Source organism: Streptomyces sp. NPDC005423 (assembly GCF_040606415.1).
Taxonomy (GTDB): domain Bacteria; phylum Actinomycetota; class Actinomycetes; order Streptomycetales; family Streptomycetaceae; genus Streptomyces.
Genome location: NZ_JBEXET010000021.1, coordinates 106,104 through 129,666, shown reverse-complemented (window position 1 = coordinate 129,666; position 23,563 = coordinate 106,104). Strand labels below are relative to the sequence as shown.

17 protein-coding genes are annotated in these 23,563 nt (G+C 72.1%); 13 read left to right on the top strand and 4 right to left on the bottom strand.

Features of this window, described 5'->3' with window-relative positions:
- The first annotated feature begins 18 nt into the window (after positions 1-18).
- From ABZT12_RS22540 to ABZT12_RS22525, 4 genes are all read left to right on the top strand, one after another.
- Positions 19-2,343 carry a GH92 family glycosyl hydrolase gene (locus ABZT12_RS22540; RefSeq protein ID WP_356387338.1) on the top strand — a complete coding sequence of 775 codons (2,325 nt, stop codon included), beginning with the start codon at positions 19-21 and terminating at the stop codon, positions 2,341-2,343.
- A 145-nt stretch (positions 2,344-2,488) separates the two neighbouring features.
- Complete coding sequence (locus ABZT12_RS22535; RefSeq protein ID WP_356387336.1) at positions 2,489-3,832, top strand: wax ester/triacylglycerol synthase family O-acyltransferase; 1,344 nt, start codon at positions 2,489-2,491, stop codon at positions 3,830-3,832.
- A gap of 103 nt (positions 3,833-3,935) precedes the next feature.
- Complete coding sequence (locus ABZT12_RS22530; protein ID WP_356387334.1) at positions 3,936-5,438, top strand: SDR family NAD(P)-dependent oxidoreductase; 1,503 nt, start codon at positions 3,936-3,938, stop codon at positions 5,436-5,438.
- Between the two features lie 74 nt (positions 5,439-5,512).
- The gene (locus ABZT12_RS22525; protein ID WP_356387331.1) at positions 5,513-5,740 is read left to right on the top strand and encodes a hypothetical protein; all 228 of its coding nucleotides are present in this window, start codon (positions 5,513-5,515) and stop codon (positions 5,738-5,740) included.
- A gap of 9 nt (positions 5,741-5,749) precedes the next feature.
- Here the strand turns inward: ABZT12_RS22525 and ABZT12_RS22520 are convergent, their stop codons facing one another.
- Positions 5,750-6,553, bottom strand: a complete 804-nt coding sequence (locus tag ABZT12_RS22520) for an SDR family oxidoreductase (protein ID WP_356387329.1) — start codon at positions 6,551-6,553, stop codon at positions 5,750-5,752.
- A 446-nt stretch (positions 6,554-6,999) separates the two neighbouring features.
- Here ABZT12_RS22520 and ABZT12_RS22515 point away from each other — a divergent pair, with 446 nt between their 5' ends.
- Positions 7,000-7,173: a hypothetical protein gene (locus tag ABZT12_RS22515; protein WP_356387326.1), complete on the top strand. Its 174-nt coding sequence runs from the start codon at positions 7,000-7,002 to the stop codon at positions 7,171-7,173.
- 101 nt (positions 7,174-7,274) lie between these two features.
- Here ABZT12_RS22515 and ABZT12_RS22510 read toward each other — a convergent pair whose 3' ends face one another.
- Positions 7,275-8,618, bottom strand: a complete 1,344-nt coding sequence (locus ABZT12_RS22510) for an amidase family protein (RefSeq protein ID WP_356387324.1) — start codon at positions 8,616-8,618, stop codon at positions 7,275-7,277.
- Between the two features lie 282 nt (positions 8,619-8,900).
- On the opposite strand from ABZT12_RS22510, the gene ABZT12_RS22505 reads away from it, so the two are divergent.
- Both ABZT12_RS22505 and ABZT12_RS22500 read left to right on the top strand, forming a co-directional pair.
- Positions 8,901-11,243 (top strand): alpha-L-fucosidase, encoded by a 2,343-nt coding sequence (locus ABZT12_RS22505; protein ID WP_356387321.1) that lies wholly within the window; start codon positions 8,901-8,903, stop codon positions 11,241-11,243.
- 80 nt (positions 11,244-11,323) lie between these two features.
- Positions 11,324-11,779: an RpiB/LacA/LacB family sugar-phosphate isomerase gene (locus ABZT12_RS22500; RefSeq protein ID WP_356387318.1), complete on the top strand. Its 456-nt coding sequence runs from the start codon at positions 11,324-11,326 to the stop codon at positions 11,777-11,779.
- 82 nt (positions 11,780-11,861) lie between these two features.
- Here ABZT12_RS22500 and ABZT12_RS22495 read toward each other — a convergent pair whose 3' ends face one another.
- Positions 11,862-12,872: a LacI family DNA-binding transcriptional regulator gene (locus ABZT12_RS22495; protein WP_356387315.1), complete on the bottom strand. Its 1,011-nt coding sequence runs from the start codon at positions 12,870-12,872 to the stop codon at positions 11,862-11,864.
- Between the two features lie 269 nt (positions 12,873-13,141).
- Here ABZT12_RS22495 and ABZT12_RS22490 point away from each other — a divergent pair, with 269 nt between their 5' ends.
- The 6 genes from ABZT12_RS22490 to ABZT12_RS22465 are packed head-to-tail and all read left to right on the top strand — an operon-like array spanning position 13,142 to position 22,808.
- The gene (locus ABZT12_RS22490; RefSeq protein ID WP_356387312.1) at positions 13,142-14,434 is read left to right on the top strand and encodes a sugar ABC transporter substrate-binding protein; all 1,293 of its coding nucleotides are present in this window, start codon (positions 13,142-13,144) and stop codon (positions 14,432-14,434) included.
- Positions 14,435-14,439: 5 nt separating this feature from the next.
- Complete coding sequence (locus ABZT12_RS22485; RefSeq protein WP_356387309.1) at positions 14,440-15,336, top strand: sugar ABC transporter permease; 897 nt, start codon at positions 14,440-14,442, stop codon at positions 15,334-15,336.
- Positions 15,333-16,238 (top strand): carbohydrate ABC transporter permease, encoded by a 906-nt coding sequence (locus ABZT12_RS22480; RefSeq protein ID WP_356387306.1) that lies wholly within the window; start codon positions 15,333-15,335, stop codon positions 16,236-16,238. The genes ABZT12_RS22485 and ABZT12_RS22480 overlap by 4 nt, the downstream gene beginning before the upstream one ends.
- A 42-nt stretch (positions 16,239-16,280) precedes the next feature.
- Complete coding sequence (locus ABZT12_RS22475) at positions 16,281-17,573, top strand: glycosyl hydrolase (protein ID WP_356387303.1); 1,293 nt, start codon at positions 16,281-16,283, stop codon at positions 17,571-17,573.
- Positions 17,570-19,762, top strand: coding sequence for an endo-beta-N-acetylglucosaminidase (locus ABZT12_RS22470; RefSeq protein WP_356387300.1), 2,193 nt, complete (start codon positions 17,570-17,572; stop codon positions 19,760-19,762). The genes ABZT12_RS22475 and ABZT12_RS22470 overlap by 4 nt, the downstream gene beginning before the upstream one ends.
- Before the next feature lie 31 nt (positions 19,763-19,793).
- Entirely contained in the window at positions 19,794-22,808 is a 3,015-nt protein-coding gene (locus tag ABZT12_RS22465; protein ID WP_356387296.1) for a glycoside hydrolase family 38 C-terminal domain-containing protein, read from the top strand.
- Between the two features lie 18 nt (positions 22,809-22,826).
- Here the strand turns inward: ABZT12_RS22465 and ABZT12_RS22460 are convergent, their stop codons facing one another.
- Positions 22,827-23,555 (bottom strand): FadR/GntR family transcriptional regulator, encoded by a 729-nt coding sequence (locus ABZT12_RS22460; protein WP_356387293.1) that lies wholly within the window; start codon positions 23,553-23,555, stop codon positions 22,827-22,829.
- Positions 23,556-23,563 lie beyond the last annotated feature (8 nt).

Genomic DNA, 23,563 nt, shown 5'->3' with positions numbered 1-23,563 from the left:
CTCTGGAGGTCAACCCGCATGAGATGGACCCGGCGCCTGCGCCTGTGGGTGGCCGGGGCGGTGACAGTGTCCGCGCTGTTCACCGTCCCCGCCACCGCCCACGCCACGGCCGACAGCCGACTCACCGACCTGGTCAACCCGTTCATCGGCACCGAGAACGAAGGCAACACCTACCCCGGCGCCGCCGTGCCCTTCGGCATGGTGCAACTCTCGCCGGACACCGGCCACAACACCGGCTACGACTACTCCCAGGACCACATCCGCGGCTTCTCCCTCGTCCACCTCTCCGGGGTCGGCTGCGGACTCGGCGGCGACCTGCCCGTCCTGCCGACCACCGGCGACGTCACGGAGACGGACTACGCGCGGTACGCCGCCGGCTTCGGCCACGACGACGAGACGGCGAGCCCCGGCTACTACCGCGTCGGCCTGCGGACCGGCATCGGCGCCGAACTGACGGCGACCGCCCGCACCGGCGTACAGCGCTACACCTTCCCCGCCACCGACAAGGCCAACGTCCTGCTGAACGCGGCCCAGTCGCTGCACTCCGGGGTCTCCTCCACGGTGGAGATCCTCGACAGCCGGACCGTGCGCACCACCATCACCGGCCGGGGCTTCTGCCAGGACACCAAGGCGTACACCGTCCACACGCTCACCCGCTTCGACCGGCCCTTCACCGCCTACGGCACCTGGGACGGCGCCACGGTGACCGCCGGCTCCAAGAGCGGAACCGGCGGCGCCTACGTCCGCTTCGACACCGCGAAGGACCGCACGGTCGAGGCCACCACCGCCCTGTCGTACGTCGACGCCAAGGGCGCGGCCGTCAACCTCCGTTCGGAGGGCGGGAGTTCCTTCGACGCCGTACGCCACCGCGCCCAACGGGCATGGGAGGACCGGCTGGACGACGTCCGCGCGCAGGGCGGCGACGACAGTCTGCGCCGGACCTTCTACTCGTCCCTGTACCGGTCCTTCCTCGCGCCCAACATCGGCAGCGACGCGGACGGCCGCTACACCGGCTGGGACCAGCGGACGCACCAGGCGAAGGGCTTCACCTACTACCAGAACTGGTCCCTGTGGGACACCTACCGCACCCAGTCCCAACTGCTCTCCCTGCTCGCCCCCCGGCAGGCACGTGACATGGCGATCTCGGTGATCAAGATCTCCGAGGAGAGCGGCTGGCTGCCCAAGTGGGGCTACGGCACGGTCGAGACGAACATCATGACCGGCGACCCGGTCACGCCGTTCCTCACCAACGCCTACCAGCAGGGCCTGTTGAAGGGTCCCGGAGGCTACGAGGAGCGCGCCTACCGGGCGTTGAAACGCAACGCCGACGGAGTGCCGCCCGCCGACTCCCCGGCGGTGGGCCGCGAGGCGAACGCGGAGTACCTCGCCAAGGGGTTCGCGCCGTACGTCGCGGGCCGTCCGCACGCCAAGCCCGGCGACTCCGACTACGACCACGGAGCCTCCGCCACCCTGGAGTACGCCCTCTCGGACGCGATGCTCGCCCAGATGGCGCGCGGCCTCGGCCACCCGGCCGACGCCGCGCGGTACGCCGCCCGCGCACAGAGCTACCGGAACGTCTTCGACCCCTCGACGGGCTTCTTCCGCGCCCGCGACGCCTCCGGCGCCTTCACCGGTCCGGCCGACCCGGCGCAGAGCGAGGGCTTCCACGAGGGCACCTCCTGGCAGTACCAGTGGCTGGTGCCCCAGGACCTGCCCGGCATGGTCGGCCTGATCGGCGGCGAGCAGGCGGCCAACGACCGGCTGGACTCCTTCTTCGCCTACGACCAGCTGCTGGCCGACCCGGCGAAGACCGCCCGCGAGGTGTGGGTCAACGGGCCCTACGCCTACTACAACGCCGACAAGTACAACCCGCAGAACGAACCCGACCTCATCGCTCCCTACACCTACCTCTCGACCGGCCGGCCGTGGAAGACCACCGACGTGGTGCACGCGGCGCTGACCCTCTTCACCGACACCCCCACCGGCATGACCGGCAACGACGACCTCGGCACGATGTCCGCCTGGAACGTCCTCTCGTCCATCGGGATCTTCCCGGTCCAGCCCGGCTACGACACCTGGGGCCTGTCCACGCCCGTCTTCGACCGGGTCGACCTGACGCTGGACCGCCGCTACTACCCGCGCGGTGCCCTGACCATCACCGCGCCCGGCACCTCGGACACCGACCGCTACCTCCAGACCGCCCGCACGGACGGCAGGCCCTACGACCGGACCTACCTCACGACCGGCACCCTCCGCTCCCTGCGCTCGCTCGCCTTCACGGTCGGCCCGCGCCCGTCGGAGTGGGGTACCTCACCCGAGGCGGCGCCCCCGGCGCTGAAGTGACCGCAGGCACCTCATGACTCCCGCCCCTCCTCCGAGGGGCGGGAGTCACCCGTTTTTAACTGTGCGTAACCTGATGGAACTTGACCGTGATCGCCGACGGGGATTGACTGCTTGCTCACCCTCCCAGTCGACGCGAGGCACGCCATTGACGTCCGATCTGCTCGCTCCCCTCGACCTGGCGTTCTGGAACATCGAGTCCGGCCGACATCCCATGCACCTGGGCGCGCTAGGGGTCTTCACCGCCGACTCGCCGGCCGCCGGCGCGCACGCCGCCGACCTGCTCACCGCCCGCGCCGCCGGCGTCCCCGGGCTGCGGATGCGCATCCGGGACGTGTGGGACCCGCTCGGCCACCCGCTGACGTTCCCGGCCGCGTTCGGCGGCGCCACCCGCGAGCCCGACCCCGGCTTCGACGCGTCCGACCACATCCGGCTGCACGCCCCCGCCGCCGACTTCCACACCGCGGCGGGAGAGCTCATGGGACGCCCGCTGGAGCGCGGCCGGCCGCCCTGGGAGGCGCATGTGCTGCCGGGCGGGGACGGGGTCTCCTTCGCCGTGCTCTTCAAGTTCCACCACGCCCTCGCCGACGGCCTGCGCGCCCTGGCCCTCGCCGCCGCGATCATGGACCCGATGGACCTGCCCGCGCCGCGCGCCCGCCCGCCGGAACCCGTCCGCGGCCCGCTGCCCGACGTGCGCGGCCTGCCCGGACTTCTCCGGGGCGCGCTGTCCGACCTGGGGCGGGCCCTCGACATCGGCGCCTCCGTCGCCCGCTCCTCCCTGAGCGCCCGCTCCTCGTCCGCGCTCGCCTGCGAGCCGTCCGGCAGCCGCCGTACCGCCGGAGTCGTCGTCGACCTCGACGACGTGCACCGGATCCGCAAGGCGGCCGGCGGCACCGTCAACGACGTGCTCATCGCGGTCGTCGCCGGCGCGCTGCGCCGCTGGCTCGACGCGCGCGGCGACGGCAGCGACGGCGTCGCCCCGCGCACCCTGATCCCCGTCTCCACCCGCCGCCCCCGCACCGCGCAGCCACCGGGCAACCGGCTCTCCGGCTACCTGATGGAGCTCCCGGTCGACGACCCCGATCCGCTGGCCCGGCTCGGCGCGGTCCGTGCCGCCATGGACCGCAACAAGGACGCCGGGCCGCACCGGGGCGCCGGCGCCGTCGCCCTGCTCGCCGACCACGTGCCGGCGCTCGGCCACCGGCTCGGCGGACCGCTGGCAGGCCTGGCCGCCCGGCTCTGGTTCGACCTCCTGGTCACCAGCGTCCCGCTGCCGAGCCTCGGCCTGCGGCTCGGCGGCCACCCGGTCACCGCCGTCTTCCCCTTCGCCCCGCTGGCCCCCGGCCACTCCCTGGCGGTCGCCGTCTCGACCTACCGCGGCCAGGTCCACTACGGGCTGGTCGCCGACGCGGTGGCCGTCCCGGACCTCGCGCTGCTCGCCCGAGCACTGACCGAGGAGGTGGAGACCCTGACCGCCGCCTGCGGGCCGTGACGGTTCCGGGTTTGGCGCTGCGGCCCGGGGCTTTGTAAAATTCGCCGTTCGACAGCGGGCGCGACCGGAGCGCCGCACCAGGCGACCAGGAAACGGCAGCGCGATGACGGTGACAGAGGACGGCTCCACGGCCATGGGCGAGGCCGTGTACGGGCCCGGGATCGACCCGGAGCGGCTGGCCGTCTGCCTCGGCGTGCTCGACGAGCTGGAGAAGATCGACGTCGACCACCCCGACGCGATCGCCGTCCGCCGGGCCACCGCGGGCATCTACCGCAGCGTCAAGCAGCGCCGCCGCCAGGACCGCCGGGCCGCCAAAACCGCCCATGACAAGGCGGTCACCGAGGCCACCGCGACCGGCTCGGCCCAGCGCATCGACGACGAGACCGAGGGCCTGCTGCCGTCGTCGGTCACCGAGGAGGGCAGGATCGCGGGGATACTCCAGCGGCCCCGCTCCTGCTACACCTGCAAGACCCGGTACGTAGAAGTCGACTACTTCTACCACCAGCTCTGTCCTGACTGCGCCCGGCTGAACCGCACCAAGCGCGACGCCCGCGCCGACCTGACCGGCAAGCGCGCGCTGCTCACCGGCGGACGGGCCAAGATCGGCATGTACATCGCCCTCAGGCTGCTGCGCGACGGCGCGCACACCACGGTCACCACGCGGTTCCCGAAGGACGCGATCCGCCGCTTCAAGGCCATGGACGACTCGGCCCAGTGGCTGCACCGGCTGGAGGTCGTCGGCATCGACCTGCGCGACCCCGCCCAGGTCGTGGCCCTGGCCGACCGGGTCGCCGAGTCGGGCCCGCTCGACATCCTCATCAACAACGCGACGCAGACCGTACGGCGTCTGCCCTCCGCCTACGCCGCCCTGGTCGACGGCGAGAGCGCCCCGCTGCCCGCCGGTGAACTCCCCGCCCACCACGTCATCGGCGCCTTCAACTCCGGCGCGGCGGACGCCCTCACCGCGTCGGCCGCACTGCCCGTCGGCATCAGCGGTCTCGACGCGCAGCAGGTCGCCGGCCTGGCGCTGGTCGGGGGCAACGCCAGCGTCGCCCGGCACCTCGACGGCACCGCCATCGACGCGGGCGGCCTGGTGCCCGACGTGGTCGACAGCAACACCTGGGTGCAGACGATCGAGCAGATCTCCCCGGTGGAGCTGCTGGAGACCCAGCTGTGCAACTACACGGCACCGTTCATCCTGATCAGCAAGCTCCGCCCGGCCATGGCCGCCGCCGCCCGGGCCGCGAGGAGCGGGCGCGCGTACATCGTCAACGTCTCCGCGATGGAAGGCGTCTTCGGCCGCGGCTACAAGGGCGCCGGCCACCCGAACACCAACGCGGCCAAGGCCGCGATGAACATGGTGACCCGGACCAGCGGCCAGGAGATGTTCCAGACCGACGGCGTCCTGATGACCTCGGTCGACACCGGCTGGATCACCGACGAGCGCCCGCACTACGACAAGCTGCGCCTCGCCGAGGAGGGCTTCCACGCCCCGCTCGACCTCATCGACGGCGCCGCCCGGGTCTACGACCCCGTCGTCCGCGGCGAGCAGGGCGAGGACCTGTACGGCGTCTTCCTGAAGGACTACGCCCCCGGCAAGTGGTGAGCCGCCGATCCCGCGTGTAGCCCGGCACCCGGCGGGCACCCGGCGCGCAGTGGACCGAGCACGGGGAGATCTTCATGAGTGAGCCACACGGCGTGGACCCGCGCGCCCGCGACGATCCGCGCAACCGCTATCCGAGCGACGAGGAGTTCTACGGCAGCGACCGGCCGGAGGGTTGGTCGCTGCCCGAGGACCGGCCCCGAGGTGCCCCCGTCGAGACCAGACACCGCGGCAGGTTCTTCACGGTGATGATGATCGGCCTGGTCGTCCTGATCGTCGTCATCTGGTTCCTCGCCTTCCCGTGACCAGGAGCCTCATCGCCGGGGCGGTTCCGCCGACCGCAAACGGTCGTGGACGGCGTACCCGCTCGTGTACGCCGTCCGCACCCGGGTCCCGCCGTCCACCAGCAGATCCGCGCCGGTGATCCACTCCGCCTCGGCGGAGGCGAGCCAGACGACGGCCCGCGCGATGTCCTCGGGCTCCCCGATCCGGCCCAGCGGCAGACCCGCGGCCAGCTCCTCCTCGCCCGCCTCCCACACGAACCGGGCCATCCCGGTGCGGACGAGCCCCGGCGAGACGGAGTTGACCCGCACCCCCGGCGCGAGTTCGCCGGCGAGCTGACGGGTCAGGTGCAGCAGGGCCGCCTTGCTGGTGCCGTACGCCCCGACGTTCGGCCCGACATGACCGGCGCCCTCCGTGCACACGTTGACCACCGCGCCGCCGTGCTCCCGCATCCAGCCGTGCCAGGCGTGCCGCACCAGCCTCAGCGGCGCCTCGACGTTGACGGCGAACGCCGCCCGCCAGGCATCCGGATCGGCGTCCATGAGGGGTCCGTAGGGCTGGTTCGTCGCCGCGTTGTTGACCACCACGTCGATCCGTCCGAACGTGTCCAGCGCCAGCTCCGCCAGCGCCCGCAGATGGCCGGCGTCGGCGACGTCCCCGGCCAGCCCGGCCCCGCCCAGCCGCTCGGCCGTCCGCCGCACCTCGTCCGCGTCCCGCGCGCCCACGCACACCAGCGCCCCCGCCCCGGCGAGCCGCTCGGCGACCGCGCGGCCGATCCCGCGGGTGCCCCCGGTGACCACCGCGACCCTGCCCTGGAGGCCGTACGACGACGTCATCGCCGTACGATCTCATGACGGACCGTCAGGTAACAGTCCGCGTACGGGAGTTGTGCGGAACGGCAGCTCATGGGCGTGGCCACCCGCCGGGTCCGCGCGCGGCGGCCGGGACGGCCGGCGCCAAACCACGCGTCCGGTAAAGAACGCGGGCAGATCATGGCTGAAAGGACACGGAACGACTTCAGATAGTTACCCGGAGTTTTCAGCCCCATCGAGCGGGCACCCGCTCATCTGGTTAATGTAGAGCGGACGGACAGCAGTACGGGGTCCACCCACACCCACGGTCCGTCCTGGGACATGCCGCTCCACAACGGCCTGCTCTCCACGAGTAGCCGGCGCCACCGCGTCCGAACTGCCTTTCCACCCGACCCCGAGCGGGCGTCAGGTACCGGACCGGAGACTGGCCGGTATGCCCCGAGGGTGACCCGACACATAAGGAGTGCGCGGTGACACCGGAGAAGACGAATCGCGAGCAACGCCCCAAGGAACGCACGGAGCGGGCCGGCCGCAGGCCAGGAGAGCTCGGCAGCCTGGAGGTGTGGGCCCGCTCCGCCCCGATCCGCCTCGCGGGCTACGAGGACGACCTCGCCGAGCCGCACATCCTGCCCAGCGTGGACTGACCGCCCGGCAGCCGATCGGTCACCGGCGGCATGGGCGCGCACCACCCGCGCCCATGCCGCACCCGCCACACACCGCACCGCACCGCCGAGATCGACCGGCCCTAGGCGAGCGGTGCGGTCCGCTGCCAGGGACGCAGTCGCTCCAGCTGTTCCGCCAGGTCCAGCAACTCCGCCTCCGACCCCGGCCGTCCCACCAACTGCACGGCGCACGGCGCCCCCGACGGCAGCGTGCCGAACGGCACCGACATCGCGGGCCGGCCGGTGAGGTTCCACGGGGGCGTCATCGGCGAGTAGGCGGTGTTGGCCAGCACATTGCGCAGCCACCCCCGCTCGTGCCACGGACCGGCCTTGGGGGAGCGCCGGGCGAGCGTCGGAGTCAGCAGGACGTCGTGCTCGGTGAAGAACGGCTCCAGCCGCCCCCGCAGCAGCTCCCTGCTCCTCCCCTTGCGCACCCCCGCCACGAACCGGCGGCCGAGGGCCGCGTGCACCCGGGTACGCCGGGCCAGCGCGCTCGGGTCCAGACTCGCGGCGTCCACCGAGGTACCCGCCGTCCAGTGCGCCAGGGACGTGGTGCTCAGGGAGGGCGGATACGGCGGGTCGGCGCGCAGCACCCGGTGCCCGGCCCCGGCGAGCAGCCGGGCCGCCTCCTGGGCCGCCGCCGTGTACGGCTTGCCGACGGCGACTCCGAGGAGCGGGCTGCGCACGGAGACGGCGACCCTGCGCGCGGCGGGCTCGTCGTGCCGTACGAACTCGGTGCCGGCGAGGACCGAGAGCATCAGCCGGGCGTCCTCGACGGTCGTCGCGAGCGGTCCGTTCTCGGACATTCCGAACCAGTCGCCGTCGCTGATGCCCGCGGGCACGGTCCCGGAACCCGGCTTGATGGTGACGAGACCGCAGTTGGCCGCCGGGATGCGCAGCGAACCCATCCCGTCGTTGCCGAGCGCGATCGGCACCATCCCGGCGGCCACCGCCGCCGCGCTGCCGCCGGAGGAGCCGCCCGCGGTGCGGGAGAGGTCCCAGGGATTGCGGGCGGTGCCGTACGCGCCCTCCGTGGTGCCGAAGACGCACAGTTCGGGCACGTTCGTCAGGCCGACGACCACCGCTCCCGCCGCCCGCAGCCGGGCGACGGTGACATGGTCCTCCCCGGCGGGCGTGTCCGGGGTCGCGGCGGACCCGACCCGGTTCGACTCGCCGCGCACCGCGAGGTTGTCCTTCACCGCCAACGGCACGCCCGCCAGCGGGAGTTCGGCCAGATCGGACCGGCCGGCCAGCGCGTCGGCCTCCGCGAGCGCCGCCTCGGCCCGCACCACACGGAACGCGCCGACCCGGCCGTCGAGCCGCTCGATCCGGGCGAGGTGCTCGGCCACCACCTCACGCGGCGTGGCCCGCCTCTCGCGTACGGCGGCGGCGATCTCGGCGGCGGTCCGGCCGACCCAGCTGGTCACGGGTGCTCCTCGGGGTGGATGGGCCGCGGGCGTACGGGTCTACTCGCCAGTACGTCCACGTCGTAGGGAGAACTGTGCACGGGCGCGGGGCGCCGCGTCGAGAGCGGCCGGCCCCGGACGTGGGGGCGGGCATTCCCGGGCCGCTCCCGGGTCGGGGGTTCGCAGTCCTCTCCGCACCTCTCCGGTCATCGGATCAATCACTCAATTCTTTTGCGCACGAGCCCCATTGACAGGTTCCGGCGTCCGGCCAATCATCAGACATCCGATGAATGGGAGCCGCTCGTGGGTACATTTCCAAGACGTCAGGTCCTCGGCGCGGTGGCGGGTGCGGCTGCCGCGGCCGGCCTTCCGCTCACCGTGGCGACGGACGCCCGGGCCGCCGGGTCCGACACCTCGCCGTCCGGGGAATGGGCCCCGGTCCCCGACCCGGTCCCCGTCCCGCTCGACACCCTCTACGACAACGACGGCCTCGACACCGCCTCCGCGGGCGGCGGCGACTTCGACGGCTCGGGCTACACCTTCCCGGGCGAGGAACTCCCCGCCGGCCGCGTCGAGGTGGACGGCGTCCCCTTCCTCTTTCCCTCTTCGGCCGCCGGCGCCCGGAACAACGTTGTCGCGCTCGGCCAGCGCCTCGAACTGCCCCCGGGCCGCTACCTGTCGGCCGTCTTCCTGACCGCCGGCAGCTACGGCGACGCCTCCGGCACGGCCACCGTCCACTACGCGGACGGCTCCACCACCACCGCCGGCCTCGGCGGCTCCGACTGGTACGCGGCGGCCGGCTCCCTGTCGGCGCCGTACCGCTACAAGCCGGACGGCACGAAGGACGAACACGGCGTCGGCATCGGCACCTCCGAGGTGTGGCTCGACCCACGGCGCGAGGCGGTCGCCCTCACCCTGCCGGTCACCAACCCGGCCGAGGCGGGCCGGGCGGCCCTGCACGTCTTCGCCCTCTCCCTCCAACCGGCCGCCCAGGGGCGGGCGTTGGCCCTGCGTGACGCCCACTCCACGAGTTCCCTGCTGGCCCGGACGGGCGCGCAGAGCGTCGAGGCCACGGTCGTCAACGCCGGTACGGTGCCGATCCTCGCCGCGGACGGGGTGTCCGTGCGGGTCGACGTGCCGGGTGCCCGCACCGTCGAACCCGCCCGCGTCCGGCGCCTGGACCCGGGGGAGCAGGCTCGGGTCCGCGTCGGCATCCGCGCGGGCGGCACGCCCGGAACCGTGCGGGACGGCACGGTGAGCGTGACCGGGCGGGGCGGCCGGGCGGCGCGTCTGGAACGGCCGTTGACCCTCGGGGCCGCCGACTACCTGCCCACCGAGACCGCCCTCTCGGCGCATCAGGCGCCGTACTGGTTCCAGGACGCCAAGTTCGGCATCTTCGTCCACTGGGGTGTCTACTCGGTGCCCGCCTGGTCCCCGGTCGGGCAGGAGTACGCCGAGTGGTACTGGAACAACCTCCAGGACCCCGGCAACGCCGTGTACGCGTACCACCGGGCCACCTACGGCGAGGACTTCGCCTACGACGACTTCATCCCCCTCTTCACCGCCGAGAAGTTCGACCCGCGCGCGTGGGTGGAACTGTTCCGGGACGCGGGCGCGCAGTACCACGTGCTCACCGCCAAGCACCACGAGGGCTTCGCGCTCTGGGACAGCAAGGTCTCCGACCGCAACGCCGTACGGATGGGTCCGAAGCGCGACCTGGTGAGGGAACTCTTCGACGCCTCCCGCCGCCACACGCCCGAACTCCACCGCGGCCTCTACTTCTCGATGCCGGAGTGGTTCAACCCGGACAACCCGTGGATGGGCCACGCCCCGCGCGACCCGTACACCCTTGAGCCGGTCCCGTACACCGGATACACCGCCGGCAAGAACTATGTGACGGAGTATCAGGCCGCGCAGATGCTGGAACTGATCCACGGCTACGACCCCGAACTGATCTGGTGCGACATCGGCGGCGCCAACGACAGCCTCCACGTACTGGCCGAGTACTTCAACCACGCCAAGAACCGCCGCCACCCGATCGACGTGACCGTCAACAACCGGTCGGGGATCGCCTTCCACGACTTCACGACGCCGGAGTACACGACGTACGAGAACACGGTCGTCGCCAAGTGGGAGTCCAGCCGGGGCCTCGACCCGTTCAGCTACGGCTACAACCGGGCGACCCCCGACAACGCCTACATGACGGCCGAGGACGTCGTGCGCGGCCTCGTCGACATCGTCTCCAAGAACGGCAACTTCCTGCTCGACATCGGCCCCCGCGCCGACGGCACCATTCCGCGGATCATGCAGACCCGGCTCCGCGAGACCGGCCGCTGGCTGCGCGTCAACGGCGAGGCGATCTACGACACGACGTACTGGTCGCGGATGGCCCAGCTCGGCGAGGACCTGCGGTTCACGGTCCGCCCCGACGAGGCCTTCTACATCCACTCGCTGGCCGAACCCGGCGCGACACTCACCGTCGAGGCGCCGGTACCGGTACGCGGCGGCGACAAGGTGACACTCCTCGGCCACGACCGGCCCCTGACGTGGACGGTGAAGAACGGAGCCCTCGTGATCGACGTACCCCGGGCGGCCCGGCAGGCGGGCCGGTACGTGTGGGTCTTCAAGGTGGAGTGGCAGCACTGAGCGGCGGCGCGAAGTGCCCCTGTACGACGGCCGGTTCCGCCGTCCCGGCCGGGTCGCACCGCTGACGTAGGCTTCGGCGCATGCGAATCTCCGTCTCCTCCGACATGGACGAACCCGTCGCGCGTTTCCTCGTCGAGGAGCTGCGCCGGCGCGGCCACGAGGTGCTGGCCCACGGGGCGTTGCGGGCCGGCGGCGATCCCCGGTGGGCGGTGTGTTCGGAGGCGGCGGCCCGGGACGTCGCCTCCGGGGCGGCGGACCAGGCCGTCGTGTGCTGCTGGACCGGCACGGGCGCGTCGATCGCCGCGAACAAGGTGCCCGGCGTGCGTGCGGCCCTCTGCGCCGACGCGTACACCGCGGACGGCGCCCGCCGCTGGAACGACGCCAACGTCCTCGCGGTCGGTCTGCGGCTGACCTCCGAACCGGTGGCCAACGAGATCCTGGACGCCTGGTTCGCCGCCGGGCCCAGCGAGGACGCCGAGGACCGGGCGAACATCGCCCGCGTCGGCCACCTCGACCAGAACCGCGCCGGGGCCTAGTGCCGTGCCGGGCGTCGCGAGCCGGTGAACCTTCCCGGTCACGGCGCTGGCGACACCGGGACATGTCCGGGCGGCCCCGGGTTCAGGCGTCCCGCGCGGCCCCCGTGCTGTCCCGTTCGATCAGCCGGGGCACCGGCACCCGTACGGTGCGCGCCGGGCCGCCGTCCAGCAGGGCGAGCAACTCCTTGGCCGCCGTACGGCCGAACTCCACGCTGTCCCGGGAGAGCGCCGACAGCCACGGCTTGACCATGCGGCACAGCGCCGAGTCCTCCCACGCCACCACCGACACATCGGCCGGCACCGCGAAGCCCAGGCCGGCCGCCGTGGCGACACCGGCGACGGCCATCACGTCGTTGTCGTAGACCAGCGCGGTCGGGGGAGTGCCGCCGGACAGGATCCGCCGGGTGACGGCGGCGCCCTCCGCGTCCGAGTAGTCGGTGGGCACCGAGCGCACCTCGGTCAGGCCGCGCCGGGCCGCCTCGGCGCGCAGGGTGCGGATCCGCCGATCGGTGTGGGCGAGACCGGGCAGCCCCGCGATGTGCGCGATCCGGCGGTGGCCGAGCGCGTACAACTGGTCCACCACCGACGCCATCGCGCCCGCGTCGTCCGCCCACACCGTCGACAGGCCGGGGTGCCGCTCGTCCGGCGCGCCGCCGATCACCACGGCGGGCAGACCGAGTTCGTCGAGCAGCCCGGGCCGGGGGTCGTCGGTGCGCGGATCGGCCACCAGCACGCCGTCCACCCGGTGTTCGGCCCACCAGCGCCGGTAGACCGCGCACTCGTCGTCGACGTCCTCGGCCATCTGGAACAGCAGGCCGAGATGGCGCTCGGCCAGCACCTCCTGGATGCCGGAGACGAGTTGGAGGAAGAACGAGTCCACGCCGAGCGTGTCCGCGGGCCGCGCCAGCACGAAACCGACCGTCGCCGCGCCCTCCCCGGACAGGGCCCGCGCCGCCGTACTGGGCCGCCAGCCCAGCTGTTCCGCGACCCGGCGCACCCGGTCGCGGGTGACCTCGGAGACGCCGGGCCTGCCGTTCAGCGCGAACGAGACCGCGCTCTCGGACACCCCCGCGCGCTGCGCGATGTCCTTCATCGTCGGCCGGCGCGCGGGTGACCGCTTGCCTGACAACCCTGTTCCCCATTCCATCGCTACGGCGCACTAATGCGCTTGAGTCGTCCCAGCCTAAAGCGCATTAGTGATCCACCGCAAGAACGGCAACACACCCTTGTGGCCTGCGCAGTTGGCCGGATCAAAGCAACTAATGAATTTAGCTGAGCGCAATCCATTGACTCCTCCCGTGCACAGCGTGCAGGGTCTGCCCCGGCATCGTTCGCCGCCCGCCGCAAAGGAGTTCACCCGCCGTGCGCATCCCCCGCAGAGCCTTCGCCGCCGCTGCCGTCGCCGTGATCCTCATGCCGCTGAGTGCCTGCGGCTCGGGAGGCGACGGCGGCGGCTCGACCGACGCCTCCGGCAAGGTCGAAGGCGACATCACCTTCCAGACCTGGAACCTGCGCGCCAACTTCAGGTCCTACTTCGAGGGCGTGATCGCCGGCTTCGAGAAGCAGTACCCCGGCACCCACGTGAAGTGGATCGACCAGCCCGCCGAGGGCTACGCCGACAAGATCAGCGCGGACGCGGCCGGCGGCACCCTGCCCGACGTCGTCAACGTCTCGCCCGACCTCGTCGCCCCGCTCGCCAAGGCCGGCCTCGCGCTCGACCTCGGCAAGGCCGCCGCCAAGTACCAGAGCGAGTACCTGCCCGGAGCCTGGGCCAGCCACCGGATACCGGGCATGACCGGCACCTACGCCTTCCCCTGGTACCTGAACACCGGCCCGCTCTTCTACAACAAGTCCCTCTTCGAGCAGGCCGGACTCGACCCCGACCAGCCGCCGAAGACGTACGGCGAACTCTTCGCCCAGGCAATCCGGTTGGCCCACAAGACCGACGGCAAGGTCGCCACCCTCGCCAACGTCCCCACCGTCGAGGACTTCGGCCGCTACGGCGTCGAGCTGATGAACAAGGCGGGCACCGCCTTCGCCTTCGACGACGCGAAAGGCGTCGAACTCCTCACCAAATACAAGCAGTTGTACGACGCGAAGGCCCTCGACCCGCAGGCGCTCACCGCCACCCCCGAGTCCTCCGGCAAGAAGTTCCTCACCGGAGCCGTCGCCATGAACCCCGGCAGCGCCCTGGACCTCGGCAACTTCAAGAAGCAGGCACCCAGCCTCTACAAGAACATCGGCATCACCGACCAGATCACCAGCACCGGCCACGTCAACATGTACGTGATGGGCGTGATGGTCAACTCCAGGACCAAGCACACCCCCGCCTCGGTGGCCTTCGCGCACTACGTCACCGACGCCCGGCAGCAGATGTCGTTCGCGAAGAAGGTCGCCATCTTCCCCAGCACCGCGGGCTCCCTGGACGACCCGTACTTCACCAAGGAGGACGGCACCGACGAGACCCGCGTACGGATCGCCGCCGCCAAGTCCCTGAAGAACGCGGTCAATTACACGCCGGTGCTGTTCAGCGAGCAGATGAAGACCGCGCTGCGCAACGAGATCGCCAAGGCGCTCCAAGGCAAGGAGAGCCCCGAGGCGGCGCTCGACAACGCTGTCAAAGCGTGCGACACGCTGCTCCGGCAACAGGGCTAGCCGCGATGGCCACCCCCGCCGCCGTGACCCGGGTGCGACGCCAACTGCCCACCACCCCTTGGCTGTTCGCCGCCCCCGGATTGCTGGTCACCGGCGTCTTCATCATCTATCCGTTCGGCTCCACACTCGTCAACGCCTTCACCGACCGCCGCACGCTGATCCCCGGCCGCTTCGTCGGCCTCGCCAACTTCCGGGAACTGCTGCACGACGACATGTTCTGGACCGGCCTGCGCAACAGCACGCTGTACGTCCTCTGCGTCGTCCCCGCCCTCGTCGTCCTGCCGCTGCTCCTCGCCCTGCTGGTGCGGCGGAACATCCCCGGCATCACCTTCTTCCGGTCCGCCTTCTACACCCCGGTCGTCGCCTCGATCGTCGTCGTCGGCCTCATCTGGGTCTGGCTGCTCGACGAACGCGGCCTGGTCAACTCGGTGTTGGAGGCGATCGGGGTCGGCCGGGTCGGCTTCCTCAGCGACCAGTGGCTGCTCCTGTTCAGCGCCATGGCCGTCACGGTCTGGAAGGGCCTCGGCTACTACATGATCATTTACCTGGCCGCGCTCGCCGACGTACCGCGCGAACTGCACGAGGCCGCCTCGGTGGACGGCGCGGGCGCGGTACGCCGCTTCCTCACCGTCACCGTGCCCGCCGTCCGCTCCACCATGGTCCTCGTCGGCGCGCTCTCCTCGGTCGCCGCCTTCAAGGTGTTCTCCGAGGTCTACCTGATGGCGGGCCCCACCGGCGGACCGGCCGGCGAGGACACCACCCTCGTGATGCTCGTCCAGCGCGCCGGCACCGGCCTGACCGGCCGGGTCGGCTACGCCTCCGCGCTCTCGGTCGTCGTCTTCGCCGTCACCGTCGCGCTGATGCTCCTCGTGCTCCGCGCCGACCGGCGGGAGGAGACATGAGCGTCATCGACCGGACACGGCCCGCCCCGCGGGCCGCCGTCCGCCGCGCGCCCCGGGTCACCGACGAGCACGGCCGCCGCGTCCCTTTCCGGGAACTCGCCCTGCGCTACACGCTGTTGCTCGCGGTCCTCGCCCTCACCGCCGGTCCCTTCCTGTGGCAGCTCTCCACCTCGCTCAAGGGGCCCACCGAGGACATCTACAGCTCGCCGCCGACCTTCCTGCCCGCCCACCCCACCCTGCACAACTACGAGCGGGTCGCCGACACCATCCCCGTCTGGGAGTACGCGCTCAACTCCCTCAAGGTGGCCGGCGCCAACGTCGTGACGAACTGCGCCGGTTCGGCCCTCGCCGGCTACGCCCTGGCCCGGCTGCGCTACCGGGGCCGCCGCGCGGCCACCCTCGTCTTCGTGCTGGCGATGCTCGTACCGGTGGAGGGCATCGTCATCGCCCAGTTCACCACCATGCGGGAACTGGGCCTGAACAACACCCTGATCGGAGTGGTCCTCCCGGGCTGCGTCGGCGCGATGAACGTCCTGCTGATGCGCAACGCCTTCCGCAACCTGCCCCAGGAGATCGACGAGGCGGCCTACGTCGACGGCGCCCACGTGTGGCAGCGATTCCTGCGGATCGCGCTGCCGTCCGTGAAGGGAACCCTCGCCGTCGTCGCCATCCTCGCCTTCATGGGCGCCTGGGACGACTTCCTCTGGCCGCTGATCGTGCTGAGCGACCCGTCCAGATTCACCCTCACCATCGGCCTCAACTACCTCCACGGCACCTTCGCCGACGACGAACGGCTCGTCGCCGCCGGCACGGTCATCGCGGTGGCACCACTCCTCGCCCTCTTCGCCTGCCTCCAGCGGTACTTCTTCCGGGGCGTCGGCGAGGGCGCCGTCAAAGGCTGAGACCGCCGCCCCCCTCGTACGCACAACAGAACCGGGATCCCGATGTCCTCTGCCGTGCGCTTCGGCGTCAACTACACGCCCAGCGAAGGGTGGTTCCACCACTGGCTCGACTTCGACCTCGACTCCGTACGCGCCGACCTCGACTCCGTCGCCGCACTCGGCCTCGACCACATCCGCGTCTTCCCGCTGTGGCCGTACTTCCAGCCCAACCGCACCCTGATCCGCCCCCGCGCCGTGGAGCAGCTCGTCCACCTCGTGGACGCGGCCGGCGAACGCGGCCTCGACGTCAACGTGGACGGTCTGCAAGGGCACTTGAGCAGCTTCGACCACCTGCCGGCCTGGACCCGCACCTGGCACCGGCGCAACCTCTTCACCGACCCCGACGTCCTCGACGGCCAGGCGGACTACCTGCGGACGCTCGCCGCCGCCCTCGCCGGCCGGCCCCACTTCCTCGGCATGACCCTCGGCAACGAGGTCAACCAGTTCTCCGCCGGACCGCACCCCGACCCCGACCGGGCGACGGCGGACGACATCGACGCCTGGCTGGAACGGATGCTCGCCGCCTGCGCGGAGGGCGCCCCCGGCAAGCAGCACCTGCACGCCGAGTACGACGCGACCTGGTACCAGGACGACATGCCGTTCACCCCCGCCCAGGCCGCCCGCCGGGGCGCCCTCACCGCCGTCCACTCCTGGGTCTTCAACGGCACCGCCCAGCGCCACGGCCGCACCTCCGTCCCCGCCGAGCACCACGCCGCGTATCTCGTCGAACTCAGCAAGGCGTGGGCCGACGAACCCCACCGGCCCGTCTGGCTCCAGGAGGTCGGCGCACCCCAGCCCTTGGTCCCCGCCGAGCACGCCGCCGCCTTCGCCGAGGCGACCGTCGCACACACCCTCGACTGCCCCGACCTGTGGGGCATCACCTGGTGGTGCTCGCACGACGTCTCCCGCGACCTCGCCGACTTCCCCGAACTCGAATACGGGCTCGGCCTGTTGACCAACGACCGGCGGCCCAAGGAGATCGCGCACACGCTGGCCCGCGCGGCCCGCGCACACACCTACGCACCCGCCCCCCGCACCACGGCGCTCGTCGTCCCCGCCGACCCCGCGGCCCGCTCCCGGTGCGGCCCCGGCGGACCCGTCTTCGACGCCTACTTCCGGCTCGTCGCCGACGGAGCCCGGCCGGCCACCGTCCTCGACGTGCGCGCGGACGACACCGCACACCTCGCCGCGCGCGGCATCACCGAAGTCGTCAGCCCCGAACAGGTACTCCCCGTCCCGCGAGGAATCCCCCGTGGATTCCCGTACGGCACCCCCCAAGGAGGAACCCGCTCGTGAACCCCGCCCGACGCACCGTCCTGCTCGCCGGCGCCGCCACCGCCCTGTCGCCGCTCCTGTCCACGCCCGCCTCCGCCGCCCAGCGCGTCCCCGCCACCGCCACCGCTGCCGACGTCAACGCCGGTCAGCCGTACGCGAGTTACTGGTATCCCGACTCGCTGCCCGCCGGCACCCCCGGCCCCGGCATCACCTGGCGCGGCCTGAAGAACTGGACCGCCGCCGCAGACACCGACCTCGCCTTCAACGCGGCCTCCGTGCCGCTCGCGCCCCGCTTCACCCCCACCCCGGCCAACAGCACCGCCCGCTCCGGCCAGGCCCGCGTCCAGTCCCTGGTCTCCTTCGGACCGACCTCGGGCAACCCCTCGCAGGGCGCGGCCACCGCCGACTACTACGCCCTCACCCACTGGGCCCACCTCGACGAACTGGTCTTCTGGGGCGGCTCCTCCGGCGAGGGCCTGATCCTCGCCCCGAACGCCCCGATCGTCGACGCGGCCCACCGGCACGGCGTGCGCGTCCTCGGCAACGTCTTCCTGCCGCCGGTCGCTTACGGCGGAGTGCTCCAGTGGACCCGCGACCTGGTCCAGAAGGACGCCGCGGGCCACTACCCGCTGGCCGAGCGGCTCGTGGAGGTCGCCGCCGCCTACGGCTTCGACGGCTGGTTCCTCAACGCCGAGACCGGGGGCGGCAACACCGCCCTCGGCACCGACATGCTGGGCTTCGTCCGCGAACTGAGGTCCCTGGCCGCCGCCCGGGGACAGCGGGTGACCTGGTACGACGCGATGACCGTCAACGGGACCGTCAGCTGGCAGGGCGCCCTGGACAGCCAGAACCAGGCGTTCTTCCAGGCCGCCGACGACATGTTCGTCGACTTCCGCTGGAGCGCCGGCACGCTGGCGTCGTCCGGACAGACGGCGGGGAACCTCGGGCGCAGCCGCTACGAACTCTGGGCGGGCGTCGACGTCGAGTCCAACGGCTCGAACACGTCGGTGCGTTGGGACGCGATCGTGCCGACGGCCACGGCACACCTCGCGTCCGTCGGCTTCTACCGGCCCGAGTGGACCCGCAACCACCTCCCGGCGGGCCGCACCCCCGGCGACTTCCACGCCGCCGACGACCGCTTCTGGACCGGACGTTCACTCGACCCGTCCCGGCCGGACCCCACGGACAGCTGGCGGGCACCGGCCGTGTGGGTCGCCGACCGGTCGACGGTGAGCGGTCCGCTGCCGTTCGCGAGCGTCTTCAACACCGGTCACGGGCTGCGCTGGTACGAGGCCGGGGAGGTCACCTCGGACACGTCCTGGAACCACCTCGGACTCCAGGACCGGCTGCCGTCCCGGCAGTGGGTGGTACGCACGGCGGGACAGCGGCCCACCGTCACGTTCGACTTCGCGGACGCCTGGCGGGGCGGCAGCAGCGTGCTGGTCGCCGGTGAACTGGACGAGCCGACGACCGTGGACCTGTACGCGGCACAACTGCCGGTCACCGTTGACACGGTGGTCGAGCTGACCTGCCGCACGGATGCCGGCGCTGTGAACATCGAGCTGGCCGTCGCCACCGCCGAGCCGAGCACGGCGGGGGCGACACCGCCGTACACCTATCTGCCTGTGAACCCGGTCAACACGCGTCGCGGGACCGGGGGAGAGCGTGTGAACGCGGTCAAAACGCGCCGCGGTGACGTGCGAGAGCGTGTGAACCCGGTCAACGACGCGCGTCGCGGGACCGAGCCGGAGCGTGTGAACTCGGGCAACGGGTGGGAGACCCTGACCGTCCCGCTCACAGGGCTTTCCGGGACCGTGCACGCCATCGGCGTGCGGCTCAGCCGGACCGATTCGACCGAGGGCGGTGTGAACTGGCGGCTCGGCGGACTCGCTGTTCGCGATGTCAACGGGGGCGAGCCGCCGACCGGTCCCGCCGCCCCCTCCGGCCTCGTGATCACCGGCGTCACCGGCGCCACGGGCGGCGACCTGAGGTTCGCCTGGGACGCCGCGCCCGACGCGGTACGGCACTACACCCTGCACCGCCTGCTGCCCGACGGCACACGGCGCTTCCTCGGCGGCACCTGCCAGCGGGCCTTCTTCGCCGGGGGACTCCTGGCCGAACAGGGCGAGACGCAGGCGCGGTTCGAAGTGCGCGCCGTGGGGGAGCTCTACACGGCGTCGGTCCCCGTGACCGTCACCCACACCTGGTAACCATCCACAACCCAGCTACGGAGCACCCCACATGCATGACGACCGCAGCCTGGTCGAAGCCCGTCTCCAGCGCGTCCTCGACGAGCGCGTCCGCCCCGCGGTGTACCCCGAGTCCGTACCGCTCGACGTCGCGGTGTGGCACGCGCCGGGCGAGCCGGTGCCGGTCGCCGAGGGACTCGCGGCCGAGCCCGAGCCGATCGAGGTCGGCGCCCGGTGGGGTGCTCCCTGGGGCACCAGCTGGTTCCGCGTCACCGGCACGGTGCCCCAGGAGTGGGCCGGCCGGACCGTCGAGGCCCTGCTCGACCTCGGCTTCGACGAGAACATGCCCGGCTTCCAGTGCGAGGGCCTCGTCCACCGGCCCGACGGTACCCCCGTGAAGGGCCTCAACCCGCGCAACCAGTGGGTCAGGATCGGCGCGCCCGTGGCGGGCGGGGAGGAGGTGCGGCTGCACATCGAGGCCGCGTCCAACCCCGTCATCCTCGACTACCACCCCTTCCTGCCGACCCCGCTCGGCGACAAGGAGACGGCCGGCGGCGAACCGCAGTACCGGCTCGCCCGGATGGACCTCGCCGTATTCGACGAGCGGGTCTGGCAGCTCGTGCTCGACCTGGAGGTGCTCGGCGAGCTGATGGCCGAGCTGCCGGTGGACTCGGCCCGCCGCTGGGACCTGCTGCGCGCGATCGACAGGGCGCTGGACGCCGTGGACCTCCAGGACGTCAACGGCACGGCGGAGCAGGCCCGTTCGCGGCTGGCCGGGGTGCTGGCCGCGCCCGCCGTCCCCTCCGCGCACCGGGTCAGCGCCGTAGGGCACGCGCACATCGACTCGGCCTGGCTGTGGCCGCTGCGCGAGACGGTCCGCAAGGTGGCCCGGACCACCTCCAACATGACCGCACTCCTGGAGGACGAGCCCGACTTCGTCTTCGCCATGTCCCAGGCGCAGCAGTGGGCGTGGGTCAAGGAGCACCGGCCCGAGGTGTGGGCGCGGGTCAAGAAGGCGGTGTCGGACGGCCGGTTCGTGCCGGCCGGCGGTATGTGGGTGGAGTCGGACACCAACATGCCGGGCTCGGAGGCGATGGCCCGTCAGTTCGTGCACGGGAAACGGTTCTTCCTCGACGAGTTCGGCATCGAGAACGAGGAGGCGTGGCTGCCCGACACCTTCGGGTTCGCCGCGGGGCTGCCGCAGATCATCAAGGCGGCCGGCTCCAAGTGGCTGCTCACCCAGAAGATCTCCTGGTCGCAGACGAACAAGTTCCCCCACCACACGTTCCGTTGGGAGGGCATCGACGGCACCCGGATCTTCACCCACTTTCCGCCCGTCGACACCTACAACTGCTCCATGCGCGGCAGTGAGATGGCCCACGCGGCACGGAACTTCAAGGACAAGGGGGTGGCCCGGCACTCCCTCGCCCCGACCGGCTGGGGGGACGGAGGCGGCGGCACCACCCGTGAGATGGTCGGCAAGGCGGCCCGGCTGCGCGACCTGGAAGGCTCCGCCACCGTCGTCTGGGAGACCCCCGGGGAGTTCTTCGAGAAGGCCGAGGCGGAGAACCCCGAACCCCCCGTCTGGGTCGGCGAGCTCTACCTCGAACTGCACCGCGCCACCCTCACCAGTCAGGCCAGGACCAAGCAGGGCAACCGCCGCAGCGAACACCTCCTGCGCGAGGCCGAACTCTGGGCCGCCACGGCCGCCGTACGCACCGAAGTCCCTTACCCATACGTGGAGTTGGACCGGATCTGGAAGACGGTGCTGCTGCACCAGTTCCACGACATCCTGCCCGGCTCGTCCATCGCCTGGGTGCACCGCGAGGCGCGCCGGACCTACGAGCGGGTCGCCGCCGAACTCGACACCATCATCGACGCGGCGCAGCGCGCGCTGGCCGGTGAGGGCACGACGCCGCTCCTCTTCAACTCGGCCCCGCACGCCCGTGACGCCGTCCCCGCGGGCGGCGCCCGGACACCGGCGGGTGAGGGGCGTACCGGCCTCGCCTCCCGCGCGGGCGGCGGGCACGTCCTCGACAACGGTCTGCTGCGCGTGGAGATCGACGCCCGGGGCCTGGTCGTCTCCGCCTACGACATCGAGGGCGACCGCGAGACGGTTCCGCCGGGCCATGCCGCCAATCTGCTCCAACTCCACCCGGACTTCCCGAACATGTGGGACGCCTGGGACGTCGACGCGTTCTACCGCAACACGGTCACCGACCTGACGGACGTGGACGAGCTGACCGCGGACGGGGAGGGCGGATCGGTGCGGATCGTGCGGTCCTTCGGTGCCTCGCGCGTCACACAGGTGCTGTCGCTGCCGCCGGGGGAGCGGCGGCTGGTGTTCGACACGGAGGTCGACTGGCACGAGACGGAGAAGTTCCTGAAGCTCGCCTTCCCGCTCGACGTGCACGCCGAACGGTACGCGTCCGAGACGCAGTTCGGGCACTTCCACCGTCCCACCCACACCAACACCTCATGGGAGGCGGCCAAGTTCGAGGCGTGCAACCACCGCTTCGTGCATGTCGCGGAGCCCGGCTGGGGCGTGGCGGTCGTCAACGACTCGACGTACGGCCACGACGTGACCCGTACGGTCCGCGCCGACGGTGACGCGGGCACGACCACGACGGTCCGGGTCTCCCTGCTGCGCGCTCCCCGCTTCCCCGACCCGGAGACCGACCAGGGCGTGCACCGCTTCCGGCACGCGCTCGTCCCGGGCGCGGACATCGGCGACGCGGTCCGTGAGGGCTGGCGGATCAACCTGCCGCGGCGACGGCTGACCGGCGGCCGGGAGGTCGCCCCGCTGGTCGCCGTCGACAGTGACGCGGTCGTGGTCACCGCGGTGAAGCTGGCCGACGACGGAAGCGGTGACGTCGTGGTCCGCCTGCACGAGGCGCACGGAGGGCGGGCCAGGGCCCGTCTGACGCCGGGCTTCGAGATCACCGGGGTCACCGCGACGGACCTGCTGGAACGACCGCTGCCGTCGGCCCCGCACGTCGAGGACGGCCAAGTCGCTCTGCGGCTGCGGCCGTTCGAGCTGCTGACGCTGCGGTTCGCGAGGGCGTGACCGGGTCACCGGAGGTGTTCACGCCTCCAGTTGGGCCCTGAGCCACTCCTCGACCTCACCCACGTGCGCGGCGGCCGCCGCGCGGGCCGCCTCCGGGTCGTGGGCCACCAACGCCCGGTGAATCGCGGCGTGTTCGCGGCGGGTGCGGGCGAACGCGCCCTCCTCCTGGTAGCCGCGCCAGACGCGGGCCCGGAAGGTGCGGGAGGAGAGGCCCTCCAGGATCGCGGCCATCGTCTCGTTGCCGGCGGCGGCCGCGATCTCGCGGTGGAAGGCGAGGTCGTGGGCGAGGATCTCCTCCGGATCGTCGGTGGCGTTCATCGCCGTGAGGTGTTTCTCGACCTCGGCCAGCTGGTCCGGGGTGATGCGAGCGGCGGCCAGGGCCGTCGCCGTCGACTCCAGGATCCGGCGCACCTCCAGGAGTTCCACCAGGCGCGGGCCCCGGGAGAGATCGGCGACGACGCCGAAGGTCTCCAGCAGGTCGCCGGCCTCCAACTGCGTGACGTAGATGCCCGATCCGTGCCGGGCCTCCAGCACGCCGAGGACCGTCAACGCCCTGATCGCCTCGCGCATCGAGCTGCGGGACATGCCCAGCTGGGCGGCGAGGTCGCGTTCGGTGGGCAGCCGCTGCCCGGGCTCCAGCCGGCCCTCGCCGATCATCGCCTTGATCCGGTCGATGGCGCGCTGCGTGACCGAGCCCTTCTGGGGAGCGGCGCCGCCCTGTGTCTCCTCGGGCGGAATCTCGTCCACGCCAGTCC